Source organism: Sphingomonas oligoaromativorans (assembly GCF_011762195.1).
GTDB lineage: Bacteria > Pseudomonadota > Alphaproteobacteria > Sphingomonadales > Sphingomonadaceae > Solisphingomonas > Solisphingomonas oligoaromativorans.
Genome location: NZ_JAASQK010000001.1, coordinates 408,464 through 421,207, shown reverse-complemented (window position 1 = coordinate 421,207; position 12,744 = coordinate 408,464). Strand labels below are relative to the sequence as shown.

Sequence of the window (12,744 nt, the reverse complement as noted above, 5' to 3'; positions counted from 1 at the left end):
GCGCATCAACCTAGCCGCCCCGCCGCCGTCCGTCACCTATGCCCATATGGACCCGAATGCGGTATAGATCGTTACGGATGACGAACACGTCACCGATGTTCGAGGAGGAGAGTCCGATGCGTCTGCTCGCAATCGCTGCCGCCACATTGCTCGCCGCGGGGGTCGCCGCCGCGCCCGCGTCCGCGAACGGCTATCCGCCGGCGGGCTGGCATGGCAACAACCATGGCTGGCACGGCCATCGCCACAAGGTTTGCCGGACGGTGTGGCGCCATCACCATCGCGTCCGCCGGTGCTCGTGGCGCTGAGCTGACCTGACGCGCCGGGCGCCGCCCGCACCGCCTCAGCGGCCGAGCGGCGTCCACGCATCCGCCTCTGGCAAAGGCGCGAAGATCGTGTCGATCATGTGATCCGTCACGCCCTCCGGCGTCGCGGGGTTCCAGACGGGGCGATTGTCCCGATCCACCAGCAGGGCGCGCACGCCTTCCCGGAAATCCGGCCGCTGGCAGACATGCGCCGCGATGCCATATTCCGCCCGCATCTCGTCGGCGAAATCGGTGCGGCCGCGCGAATCCAGCACCAGCTTGAGGCTGACCTTGCAGGATTGCGGCGACTTGCGGCGCAGCGTCTTGAGCGTCGCCTCCGCCCATTCGGACGGATCGGCCTCCAGAGCCGCCAGAACATCCTCCAGCCTGCGATGCGCGAACAGGCGATCGATGTCCCGCCGATGCGCGAGGATGCCCGCCGACGGCGGCGGCGCCGAAGCCTCTGCCAGCAGCCGCTCGACCGAGCGCGGATCGGCCATGATCGCGGCCTTCAATTCCGGCAGCGCCTCGGACGGCACGAAATGGGTGGCGAGGCCCAGCGCGACACATTCGCCGCCGTCGAGCCGCGCGCCGGTCAGCGCCAGATATTCGCCCATCGCGCCCGCCAGACGCGAGAGATACCAGCCGCCGCCGACATCCGGGAACAGGCCGATCCCCGTCTCCGGCATGGCGAACAGCGTGTTCTCGGTGGCGATGCGATATTTCGCCGGCTGCGAGATGCCGACGCCGCCGCCCATCGTCACGCCGTCCATGAAGGCGACGGTCGGCTTGGCATAAGTGAAGAGCAGATGGTTGAGGCGATATTCCTCGTGGAAGAAGGCGCGCGCCGCCACCGGGTCGGTGGACGCCTGCACGACGTCGCCGCCCGCGCAGAAGCCCCGCCCCTCGGCATGGTCGATCAGCACCACCTCGACCGCGGTTTCGTCGCGCCACGCCTGAAGGGCTGCGATCATCACGCTGCACATGCCCGTGGTGAGCGCGTGGATGGCGCGCGGGCGGTCGAGCCGGATACGGCCCGCCCCGCCCTCGATCACCGTCTGGACCTCATCGCTCATCCACGTCGTCTCCTCAGATCGGCGACGCATCGTTCGGCCGTGCGCCCGTCCCAATGTACCGGCCGCGCCCTCTCGGACGGCGGCGTCGCCATCGCCTCGTCGAACGCGGCCGCAAGCGTGGCGGCGTTGACGAGGCGGTTCGTGCCCTGATCGATGGTGATCGGCCGCTCGGTATTCTCGCGCAGCGTCAGGCACGGAATGCCGAGATAGGTGGTCTCCTCCTGGATGCCACCGCTATCCGTAATCGCCGCCGCCGCGCCCGCGACAAGGCTCATGAAACGCACATAAGGCAGCGGCCCGACCAGCCGGACGCCGCCTTCCTCCAGCGTCTTGTCCAACCCCGCCGCGGCAAGCCGCTGCGCGGTCCGCGGATGCACCGGGAAGACCAGCGGCAGGCGCGCCTGCACCTCCAGCAAGGCCTCGACCAGCGCGGCCAGCGTCGCAGGATCGTCAACGTTGGAGGGGCGATGCAGCGTCACCACGCCATAGCGTTCGGGCAAGCCCAGCGCTTGCGGTTCGGCCGCCGCTTCGATCTTGGGGCGGACCAGCTCGAAGCTGTCCATCATGATGTTGCCGACCAGCGCGATCCGCTCGGGCGCGGTGCCCTCGGCCAGCAGATTCTCGTCGCCGTCGACGGAGGGCGTCCACAGCACGTCGGCGATCGCATCGGTGGCGAGGCGGTTGATCTCCTCGGGCATGTCGCGGTCGCGCGAGCGCAGCCCAGCCTCCAGATGCACCACCGGGATGCGCAGCTTCGCCCCCACCAGCGCGCAGGCGAGCGTGGAGTTCACGTCACCGACCACGACCAGCCAGTCGGGCCGCTCCGCCTGTGCGACGGCCTCATAGGCCATCATCACGCGGCCGGTCTGCTCGGCATGGCTGCCCGAGCCGACGCCGAGATGATGATCCGGCTGCGGCAGCGACAGATCGGCGAAGATCGCGTCCGACATGTTGGCATCATAATGCTGGCCGGTGTGGATCAGCACCGGCTCGAAATCCGGCGCGGCGGTGAGCGCGTGCCACAGCGGCGCCACCTTCATGAAATTGGGCCGCGCGGCGGCGATCAGGTGGACCCGTGCTGGTGCTGTCATACGCTACCCCTAGACGGCATTTGTGACCGTCGTCTTTACGTCTCTTCTTTACACGTCATCCCCGACTTGATCCGGGATCCAGAGCGACGGGCGCGGCGCATATGGCTCTGGATCCTGACTTTCGTCAGGATGACGGGGCAGCTCACTCGAATTCGAGGATCACCTGATCGATGGCGAGGCTGGCGCCCACTTCGGCCGCGACCTTCGCCACGGTGGCGCTCTTCTCGGCGCGGAGCATGTTCTCCATCTTCATCGCCTCGACGGTGGCGAGCGGCTGGCCGGCCTCCACCTTCTGCCCTTGCGCGACGAGCAGGCGGGTCAGCAACCCCGGCATAGGCGAGACGAGGAAGCGCGACATGTCCGGCGCCGGCTTCTCGATCATGTGGTGGCGCAGCGCCGCCACGACCGGGCGCATCACCTGCACCTTGCGCGCACGACCGGCGGTGGTGACGATCATGTGGCCGCGCTTGCGGACGATGCGGAGCGTGACGGGCTCGCCCGCCACATCCGCCTCGACCAGCGTCGCGCCGGGACGATAGTCGACCGACAGACTCAGGCTCTCACCGTCCACCGTGGCGGAGTCCGCCTCGATCAGCACGTCATGCTCGGTGCCGTCGATGCGGACGATCCAGTGGCCGGACGCCTCCAGCGGCGTGCCGAGCTGGCCGTCGACATGGAGCGCCCGCGCCGCATCCGCCCGCGCGATCGCGGCTGACACCGCCGCGACGCTGCGCGCGGTGGCCGGCGTCTCGGGCGCGCCGTGGAAGCCTTCGGGATATTCCTCGGCGATGAAGCCCGTGGTGATGTTGCCCGAGCGGAAGCGCGGATGCTGCGAAAGCGCCGAGAGGAAATCGAGGTTCGTGCCGACGCCGGCGATCTCATACCGGTCGATCGCGCCGATCTGGAGGTCGATGGCGGCCTCGCGCGTCGGCGCCCATGTCACCAGCTTGGCGATCATGGGATCGTAGAACATCGACACCTCGCCGCCCTCCGCGACGCCGGTATCGACGCGGACCACCGCATCCGATGCGCGGCTCTCGGCCGGCGTGCGGTAGCGGCTGAGGCGCCCGGTGGACGGCAGGAAGTTACGATACGGGTCTTCCGCATAGACGCGCGTCTCGACGGACCAGCCGTTGAGCTTCACATCGTCCTGCTTGAAGGCCAGCGCCTCGCCCGCCGCGACGCGGATCATCTGCTCGACCAGATCGAGCCCGGTGATCTCCTCGGTGACGGGATGCTCCACCTGAAGGCGGGTGTTCATCTCGAGGAAGTAGAAGCTCTCGCCCGTCGTATCCGCGCCGGAGACGATCAACTCGACCGTGCCGGCGGAATAATAGCCCACCGCACGCGCCAGAGCGACCGCCTGCTCGCCCATCGCCTTGCGCATCTGCGGCGTCACGAAAGGCGACGGCGCCTCCTCGACGACCTTCTGGTGGCGGCGCTGGATCGAGCATTCGCGTTCGCCGAGGTAGACGATGTTGCCATGCTGGTCGCCCAGCACCTGGATTTCGATGTGCCGCGGGCTCTCGATGAACTTCTCGATGAACACGCGGTCGTCGCCGAAGCTGGCGAGGCCTTCGCGCTTGGTCGCCTCGAAGCCTTCGCGCACGTCCTGCTCGGACCACGCAAGACGCATCCCCTTGCCGCCGCCGCCCGCCGACGCCTTCATCATCACCGGATAGCCGATGTCGGACGCGATCTTCACCGCGTCGTCGGTGGTCGCAATCTCGCCGAGGAAGCCAGGGACGACGTTCACGCCCGCCGCCTTGGCAAGCTTCTTGGACTCGATCTTGTCGCCCATCGCGGCGATGGCGCTCGGCGGCGGGCCGATGAAGGCGATACCGGCCTCTTTCAGCGCCTTGGCGAAGGACTCTCGCTCGGAGAGGAAGCCGTAACCCGGATGCACCGCCTGCGCGCCGGTGGCCTTGCAGGCCTCAATGATCGCATCGGCGAGCAGATAGCTCTCGGCCGCAGGTGGCGGGCCGAGCCGCACCGCCTCGTCGGCCATCTTCACATGCGGGGCGAGCGCGTCGGCGTCCGAATAGACCGCGACCGTCTTGATCCCCATCTTCCGCGCCGTGCGGATGACGCGGCAGGCGATCTCGCCACGATTGGCGATCAGGATCTTGTCGAACATCCGGCCTCTTCTCCTACGCCTTATCGTCACCCCGGCGGAGGCCGGGGTCCATTCGCGCTCCTTCGATGGAGGAAGAATGGATGCTGACCTTCGTCAGCATGACGGTGATTGTGATGTCATTCCGCCGCGTGGGCCAGATGCGCCTGCACCGGCTCGCCCTTCATCGGCACGATGCCGAGCTTGGCGAACAGGGCGGTATCCTTGCTCTCACCGGCATTGCCCGTGGTGAGCAGCTTGTCGCCGGTGAAGATCGAGTTCGCGCCCGCCATAAAGCACAGCGCCTGCGTCGAATCCGGCATGCTCTCGCGGCCCGCCGACAAGCGCACCATGCTCTCCGGCATGATGATCCGCGCCACCGCAACGGTGCGGATGAACTCGATATCGTCGATGCGCGCGCTCGGCACGTCCTTCAGGATATCGCCCAGCACCGTGCCCTCGATCGGCACCAGCGCGTTGATCGGCACCGAGCCCGGATGCTCCGGCAGCGTCGCCAGCGCGTGGAGGAAGCCGACGCGATCGGCGCGCGTCTCGCCCATGCCCATGATGCCGCCGCTGCACACGTTCACGCCCGCCGCGCGGACGCGGTCCAGCGTGTCGAGGCGATCCTGGAAGGTGCGCGTCGTGATGACGTTGCCGTAATTCTCCGGCGAGGTATCGATATTGTGGTTGTAATAATCGAGGCCGGCATCGGCGAGGCGCTGGGCCTGATCGCCCTCCAGCATTCCGAGCGTCATGCACGTCTCGAGGCCGAGCGCCTTCACGCGCGCCACCATGTCGAGCAGCGCGGGCATGTCGCGCTCCTTCGGCGAGCGCCACGCGGCGCCCATGCAGAAGCGGCCCGAGCCGGCGTCCTTCGCCTCCTGCGCGGCGGCGACGACGGCGTCGGCCTCCATCAGCTTCTCGGCCTTGAGCCCGCTGTCGGCGTGGGTCGATTGCGAGCAATAGCCGCAATCCTCGACGCAACCGCCGGTCTTGATCGAGAGAAGCGTCGAGAGCTGCACCTCATTCTCGGGATGATGGCGGACATGCACGTCGTGCGCGCGCGCCACCAGATCGAGGAAGGGCAGATCGAAGAGCTCGGCGATCTCTTCACGGGTCCAGTCGGTACGCATCTCAGGCAGCTTTCTCGGAAGGTGGCATGTTGTGACCAAGGAGCTTCAACACCTCCGCGGCCGCATCCGCAAGATTCGTTCCCGGCCCGAAAATGGCCGAGACGCCTGCGTCATACAGCGCCTGATAGTCCTGCGCGGGAATAACGCCACCCGCCACGACCTTGATATCGCTGCGGCCCTTCTCGCGGAGCAGGCCGATCAGCTCGGGGATCAGCGTCTTGTGCCCGGCCGCGAGGCTGGAGGCGCCGACCACGTCGACCTCCTCGCGGATCGCCATCTCGGCGGCCTCGGCGGGCGTCTGGAAGAGCGGGCCGGCGACGATGTCGAAGCCGAGATCGCCGAACGCGGAGCTGACGAGGTTGGCGCCGCGATCATGCCCGTCCTGCCCCATCTTGGCGACGAACATCTTCGGCTTGCGCCCCTTGCGACGCGCGACGGTCGAGACGCCGTCGACCAGCCCCTGCCAACGCGGATCGTCGCCATAGGCGCCGCCATAGACGCCTTTCACCGGGGTCGGCGTGGTGCCGTAGCGGCCGAACACATCCTCCATCGCGGCGGATATCTCGCCCAGCGTCGCGCGCTGGCGGGCGCATTCCACTGCGAGGCCCAGGAGGTTCTCCTGCCCCTTTGCGCCCTCGCGCAGCGCATCGAGCGCGGCCTGGCATTTCGCCTCGTCGCGGGCCGCCTTCATCTTCTGAATGCGGGCGATCTGACCGGCGCGGACCTTGTGGTTGTCGACATCGAGGATGTCGATCGCATCCTCTTCCTTCAGGCGATACTTGTTGACGCCGACGATCACATCCTCGCCGCGATCGACGCGCGCGGCGCGACCGGCCGAGGCCTCCTCGATCATCGCCTTGGGCCAGCCAGCCGCCACGGCCTTCGCCATGCCGCCCTCGGCCTCGACCCGCTCGATGATCTCCCAGGCCTTGTCATAGAGCTCCTGGGTCAGCGCCTCGACATAATAGGAGCCGCCGAGGGGATCGACCACCTTGGTCATCCCCGTCTCTTCCTGGATCACGATCTGCGTGTTGCGCGCGATGCGGGCGGAGAAATCCGTCGGAAGCGCAATGGCTTCGTCGAGGGCGTTGGTATGGAGGCTCTGGGTGCCGCCCAGCATCGCCGCCATCGCCTCGATCGTGGTGCGCATGACGTTGTTGTACGGATCCTGCTCGGTCAGCGACACGCCGCTGGTCTGGCAATGGGTGCGCAGCATCTTGGAACGCTCGTCCTTGGCGCCCAGATCGGTCATCACCCGATGCCACAGCTTGCGCGCGGCGCGCAGCTTCGCGACTTCCATGAAGAAGTTCATGCCGATCGCGAAGAAGAAGCTCAGCCGCCCGGCGAACTTGTCGAGATCGAGGCCCGAGGCCATCGCCGCGCGGGCATATTCCCTGCCGTCCGCGATGGTGAAGGCCAGCTCCTGCAACTGCGTCGCGCCGGCTTCCTGCATATGATAGCCGGAAATCGAAATACTGTTGAATTTCGGCATGTTCGCCGAGGTATATCCGATGATGTCGGAGATGATCCGCATCGACGGTTCGGGCGGGTAGATATAGGTGTTGCGGACCATGAACTCCTTCAGGATGTCGTTCTGGATGGTGCCGTCCAGTCTTTCCTGAGGGACGCCCTGCTCCTCGCCCGCGACGATGAAGAAAGCGAGGATCGGGATCACCGCGCCGTTCATCGTCATCGAGACGGACATCTCGCCGAGCGGGATGCCATCGAACAGGATCTTCATGTCCTCGACGCTGTCGATCGCCACGCCCGCCTTGCCGACGTCGCCGGTGACGCGGGGATGGTCGCTGTCATAGCCTCGATGGGTGGCGAGATCGAAGGCGACCGAAAGCCCCTTCTGCCCCGCCGCGAGGTTGCGGCGGTAGAAGGCGTTGGACTCCTCGGCGGTCGAGAAGCCCGCATATTGGCGGATCGTCCACGGGCGGCCCGCATACATCGAGGCGCGCACGCCGCGCGTGAAGGGCGCGAAGCCGGGCAGGCCCGGATCGATGCCTTCAACATCCTCGGCCGTATACAGAGGCTTGACGTCGATCCCTTCCGGCGTGTGCCAGGTAAGATCGCGGTCCTTCACCTCCTTGTCGGCGAGCGCCTTCCAGTCCTCAGTGGTCGCCACGGGGCGTCTCCATGATCTCGGTCAGCACGCCGTTCATGTCCTTGGGGTGGACGAAGAAGATCGGGGTTCCGTGCGCGCCGATGCGGGGTTCGCCCAGCACCTTGGCGCCCTTGCCCTCGAACCAGGCTTTCGCCTCGTGGATGTCGGGCACCTCATAGCACATATGATGCTGCCCGCCCGCCGGGTTCCTGACGAGGAAGACATGGATCGGCGAATTTTCGCCCAGCGGCTCAATCAGTTCGACCTGAAAGTTCGGAGCATCCACGAAGCACACCCGCACGCCCTGCGTGGGCATGTCGAACGGCTCGTGGATGGTTTCCGCCCCCATCACGTCGCGATAGAAGGCGACCGATTGCTCGATCGACGGCGTCGCGACGCCGACATGGTTGAGCCGCCCCAGCCTCATCAGACCAGTTCCACCGCCATCGAGGTCGCCTCGCCGCCGCCGAGGCAGATCGATGCGAGGCCGCGCTTGAGGCCGTTGACCTGAAGCCCGTTGATGAGCGCGCCGAGGATGCGCGCGCCCGACGCGCCGACCGGATGGCCGAGCGCACAGGCCCCGCCATGGATGTTGAGCACATCATGCGGCAGCCCGAGATCGTGCATCGCGATCATCGCGACGGTGGCGAAGGCTTCGTTGACCTCGAACAGGTCGACATCCCTGGTCGTCCAGCCGGCCTTCTCCAGAGCGCGCTTGGACGAACCCACCGGCGCGGTGGTGAAATAGTTCGGCGCCTGCGCGAATGCCGCGTGGGAAACGACGCGGGCGATCGGCTTCACGCCCAGCTTCTCGGCGACGCTCATCCGCGTCATCACCAGCGCGGCCGCGCCGTCCGAGATGGACGAGGCGTTGGCCGCCGTGATCGTGCCGTCCCTGGCGAAGGCGGGCTTCAGCGTCGGGATCTTCGCGATGTTGGCGTTGCGCGGCTGCTCGTCGGTGTCGACCACCACCTCACCCTTGCGGGTCTTGACCGTCACGGGGATGATCTCGTTGGCGAGCTTGTCCGCATGGGTTTGCGCGCGGGTGAGCGAGGCGATGGCGAACTCGTCCTGCTTCTCGCGGGTGAACTGATATTCCTGCGCCACGTCCTCGGCGAAATTGCCCATCAGCTTGCCCTGCTCATAGACGTCCTCAAGGCCGTCCATGAACATGTGGTCGTAGAACTTGTCATGGCCGATGCGCGCGCCGGTGCGATGCTTGAGGTTGAGATAGGGCGCGTTGGACATGCTCTCCAGCCCACCCGCGACGATAATGTCGGCCGAGCCTGCGACCAGCGCGTCCGATGCCATGATCGCGGCCTGCATCGCCGAGCCGCACATCTTGTTGATCGTGGTCGCCTCGACCGTGTTGGGCAGGCCGCCGAAAATCGCCGCCTGACGCGCCGGCGCCTGACCAAGGCCCGCCGGCAGCACGCAGCCCATGTAGCAGCGGTCGATCTGATCCGGGTTGATGCCCGATCGCTCGACCGCGCCCCGGACGGCGATGGCGCCCAGTTCCGTCGCCTTCAGCGAGGACAGTTCGCCGAGGAAGCTGCCCATCGGCGTGCGGGCGAAGGAGAGGAAAACGACCGGATCGGAGGTCATGGCATCATCCTAAATGATCCGCGCCAGCGAGGCCGCCGTGGCCAGGCCGAAGCAGAAGGAAAACAGCCCCAGCAGGGCAGCGAGCGCGGTTCCCACGACAACGCCCCAGAAACGGAGCGGATCGTCGTCCCGCCTATATGTTCCGAACCGGCTCCGCCCCTCGCCGGCGCGGACTTCCCGGATCGCCGCGCGCGAGCAATGGACCGCGAGGCCGCCGCCGACCGCGACCATCAGCACGGCCGAGGCGATCTCATTGCTCATAGCGGGATATTGTCGTGCTTCTTCCACGGGTTCTCGAGCTGCTTGTTGCGCAGCTTGCGAAGACCCAGCGCCACCCGGCGCCGCGTGGAATGCGGCATGATGATCTCGTCGATGAAACCCTTCGACGCCGCCACGAACGGATTGGCGAAGCGCGCCTCATATTCGGCGGTGCGGGCGGCGAGCTTCTCGGGGTCTTTGGCTTCCTGGCGGAAGATGATCTCCACCGCGCCCTTGGCACCCATCACCGCGATCTCGGCGGTCGGCCACGCATAGTTCAGATCGCCGCGCAGATGCTTGGAGGCCATGACGTCATAGGCGCCGCCATAGGCCTTGCGCGTGATGACCGTGATCTTGGGCACCGTCGCTTCGGCATAGGCGAAGAGCAGCTTCGCGCCATGCTTGATGATGCCGTTATGCTCCTGCGCGGTGCCGGGCAGGAAGCCGGGCACGTCGACGAAGGTGACGATCGGAATCTCGAACGCATCGCAGAAACGCACGAACCGCGCCGCCTTGCGCGAGGAGGCGATGTCGAGCACGCCCGCCAGCACCATCGGCTGGTTGGCGACGATGCCGACGGTGCGGCCCTCGATCCGGCCGAAGCCAGTGATGATGTTGGCGGCGTACGCTGGCTGGATCTCGAAGAAGTCGCCTTCGTCGACCGTCTTCTGGATCAACTCATGCATGTCGTAGGGGATGTTCGCGGACGCCGGAATCAGCGTGTCGAGGCTCGGCTCCTGCCGATCCCACGGATCGTCGGTCGGCCGCTCGGGGACACCCGAACGATTGCTCTCGGGCAGGAAATCGATGAAGTCGCGCGCGGCGAGCAGCGCCTCCACGTCATTCTCGAACGCCACGTCGGCCACGCCGGACTTGACGGTATGCGCCGACGCGCCGCCGAGATCTTCTTGGCTGACGACCTCGTTGGTGACGGTCTTCACCACGTCCGGGCCGGTGACGAACATGTAGGACGAGTCCTTCACCATGAAGATGAAGTCCGTCATCGCAGGCGAGTAGACCGCGCCGCCCGCGCACGGCCCCATGATGAGGCTGAGCTGCGGCACCACGCCGGATGCGAGCACGTTGCGCTGGAACACCTCGGCATAGCCACCCAAGGAGGCGACGCCTTCCTGAATGCGCGCGCCGCCGCTGTCGTTGAGGCCGATCACGGGGGCGCCGACCTTCAGCGCCATGTCCATGATCTTGCAGATCTTCTGCGCGTGCCGCTCCGAAAGCGAGCCGCCGAAGACGGTGAAATCCTGGCTGAACACGAAGACGAGCCGGCCGTTCACCGTGCCCGAGCCCGTCACCACGCCGTCACCGGGGATGTGGCTCGCGTCCATGCCGAAGTCGATGCAGTTATGCTCGACGAACATGTCCAGCTCTTCGAACGAGCCTTCGTCGAGGAGGATTTCCAGCCGCTCGCGGGCCGTCAGGCGGCCCTTGGCGTGCTGGGCATCGATCCTCTTCTGACCGCCGCCCAGGCGGGCCTCGGCGCGTCGTTGATCGAGCTTCTCGAGGGTCGTGGGCATCGCTCTCCTTTCCTGGGCGGCGGCGTTTCGCTGCACTGCACCTTGGCATCGACACGCGCAAATGTGGTTTTGTGAAGTTGCGAAGGCGATGTTTGTGAAATATGCGGAAGAGCATGGCCCGCCCTGTCCGCAGCCTCTACGCCGGCGCCCGAGTCCGCGTGCTGCGCGCCCAGCTTCGCCTCAGCCAGACGGTGATGGCCGAGCGGCTGGGCATCTCGGTCAGCTATCTCTCGCAGATCGAGACGGACGGACGCCCGCTCACCGCCGCCGTGGCGCTGGCGCTGGCCGCCGCCTTCCCGACAGACTGGACCGGCATCGACGAGGACGAAGGCGCGCGCTTGCTGGCGGGCCTCGCCGAGGCCGCCGCCGAGCCCCTCCTCCCCGAGCCGCCGCCCGAGCCCGAAGTCCTCGCCCGCGCGATCGAGCAGCAGCCCGACCTCGCCCGCCGCTTCGTCGCCCTCCATGCCGCATGGCGCCGCGCCGAGGATCAGCTCCAGCGCCTCGACGACGCCTATGACACCGGCGCCCCCTCCGGCGGCCGCCTGCCGTGGGACGAGGTGCGCGACTGGTTCCACGACGCCGGCAACTATGTCGACCTGATCGACACCGCTGCCGAGGCGATCGGCGCGACGCTCGAACCCGGCCCCGATGCTCTGGCCGAGCGGCTGCGTACCCGCCACCGCATCACGCTGCGCGCGCCCACGGGCGATACGCCGCCGCTCCGCAGCTACGATCCCGTCTATCGCATCCTGACGCTCGATTCCGCGCAGGCCCCCGAGAGCCGCGCCTTCCAGCTCGCCCACCAGCTCGCCCGTATCGAGCTGGCCAACGAGATCGACGTGGTGCTCGCCCGCGCCAGCCTGCCCTCCACCGAGGCGACGCGGCTCCTGACCGTCGGCCTCGCCAACTATGCGGCGGGGGCGATCCTGATGCCCTACGAGCTGTTCCGCTCCGAGGCGCGGCGCGTCCGCCACGACATCGACCGCCTGCGCCGCCGCTTCGCCGTCAGCTTCGAGCAGGCCTGCCACCGCCTCTCGACCCTCCAGCGGCCGGGGGCACGGGGCACGCCCTTCTTCTTCTGCCGCGTCGACATGGCGGGCAACATCACCAAGCGCCACTCCGCCACCCGCCTGCAATTCGCGCGCTTCGGCGGCGCCTGCCCGCTGTGGATCATGCACGAGGCCGTCGCGATCCCGGATCGCATCCTGATCCAGCTCGCCGAGATGCCTGAGGGCACGCGCTATGTCGTGGCCGCCAAGGGGTTGGTGAAGGAAAGCGGCAGCTTCGCGCGCGCGCCGCGCCGCTATGCGGTGGCGCTGGGCTGCGAGATCGGCGAGGCGGCGGACTTCGTCTATGCCGACCATCTCGACCTGACCCGCGCCGACGCGGCGACTCCGATCGGCGTTTCCTGCCGCATCTGCCCGCGCGAGGATTGCGAGCAGCGCGCCTTTCCGCCTTCCGGCCGCGCGATCCGCGTCGACCCGGAACGGCGCGACATCGTCCCCTATCGATTCGATTGAA

Annotated in this window: 11 protein-coding genes; 2 read left to right on the top strand and 9 right to left on the bottom strand. The window is 67.2% G+C overall.

What is annotated here, in order from left to right:
* Nucleotides 1–116: 116 nt before the first annotated feature.
* On the top strand, nucleotides 117–305 hold the full coding sequence (locus FHS98_RS02160; protein ID WP_167099101.1) for a hypothetical protein: 189 nt from the start codon (nucleotides 117–119) through the stop codon (nucleotides 303–305).
* A 35-nt stretch (nucleotides 306–340) separates the two neighbouring features.
* On the opposite strand, the gene FHS98_RS02155 is transcribed toward FHS98_RS02160, so the two are convergent.
* The 9 genes from FHS98_RS02155 to FHS98_RS02115 form a co-directional block, all read right to left on the bottom strand.
* A complete protein-coding gene (locus FHS98_RS02155) occupies nucleotides 341–1,378 on the bottom strand; it encodes an enoyl-CoA hydratase/isomerase family protein (RefSeq protein ID WP_167099098.1) in 1,038 nt (345 codons plus the stop codon).
* Nucleotides 1,375–2,469, bottom strand: coding sequence for a non-hydrolyzing UDP-N-acetylglucosamine 2-epimerase (gene wecB / locus FHS98_RS02150; protein ID WP_167099095.1), 1,095 nt, complete (start codon nucleotides 2,467–2,469; stop codon nucleotides 1,375–1,377). Before wecB ends, FHS98_RS02155 begins: the two co-directional genes overlap by 4 nt.
* Before the next feature lie 142 nt (nucleotides 2,470–2,611).
* Nucleotides 2,612–4,606 carry an acetyl-CoA carboxylase biotin carboxylase subunit gene (locus FHS98_RS02145; RefSeq protein WP_167099092.1) on the bottom strand — a complete coding sequence of 665 codons (1,995 nt, stop codon included), beginning with the start codon at nucleotides 4,604–4,606 and terminating at the stop codon, nucleotides 2,612–2,614.
* Between the two features lie 116 nt (nucleotides 4,607–4,722).
* On the bottom strand, nucleotides 4,723–5,718 hold the full coding sequence (gene bioB, locus FHS98_RS02140) for a biotin synthase BioB (protein ID WP_167099089.1): 996 nt from the start codon (nucleotides 5,716–5,718) through the stop codon (nucleotides 4,723–4,725).
* 1 nt (nucleotide 5,719) lies between these two features.
* Nucleotides 5,720–7,849 (bottom strand): methylmalonyl-CoA mutase, encoded by a 2,130-nt coding sequence (gene scpA, locus FHS98_RS02135; protein WP_167099086.1) that lies wholly within the window; start codon nucleotides 7,847–7,849, stop codon nucleotides 5,720–5,722.
* The gene (mce, locus tag FHS98_RS02130) at nucleotides 7,836–8,255 is read right to left on the bottom strand and encodes a methylmalonyl-CoA epimerase (protein ID WP_167099083.1); all 420 of its coding nucleotides are present in this window, start codon (nucleotides 8,253–8,255) and stop codon (nucleotides 7,836–7,838) included. The genes scpA and mce overlap by 14 nt, the downstream gene beginning before the upstream one ends.
* Nucleotides 8,255–9,433: an acetyl-CoA C-acyltransferase gene (locus FHS98_RS02125; protein WP_167099080.1), complete on the bottom strand. Its 1,179-nt coding sequence runs from the start codon at nucleotides 9,431–9,433 to the stop codon at nucleotides 8,255–8,257. Before FHS98_RS02125 ends, mce begins: the two co-directional genes overlap by 1 nt.
* Before the next feature lie 9 nt (nucleotides 9,434–9,442).
* The gene (locus FHS98_RS02120) at nucleotides 9,443–9,694 is read right to left on the bottom strand and encodes a hypothetical protein (RefSeq protein WP_167099077.1); all 252 of its coding nucleotides are present in this window, start codon (nucleotides 9,692–9,694) and stop codon (nucleotides 9,443–9,445) included.
* Nucleotides 9,691–11,223, bottom strand: coding sequence for an acyl-CoA carboxylase subunit beta (locus FHS98_RS02115; RefSeq protein WP_167099074.1), 1,533 nt, complete (start codon nucleotides 11,221–11,223; stop codon nucleotides 9,691–9,693). The genes FHS98_RS02120 and FHS98_RS02115 overlap by 4 nt, the downstream gene beginning before the upstream one ends.
* A 113-nt stretch (nucleotides 11,224–11,336) precedes the next feature.
* On the opposite strand from FHS98_RS02115, the gene FHS98_RS02110 reads away from it, so the two are divergent.
* The gene (locus tag FHS98_RS02110) at nucleotides 11,337–12,743 is read left to right on the top strand and encodes a helix-turn-helix domain-containing protein (RefSeq protein ID WP_167099071.1); all 1,407 of its coding nucleotides are present in this window, start codon (nucleotides 11,337–11,339) and stop codon (nucleotides 12,741–12,743) included.
* Nucleotide 12,744 lies beyond the last annotated feature (1 nt).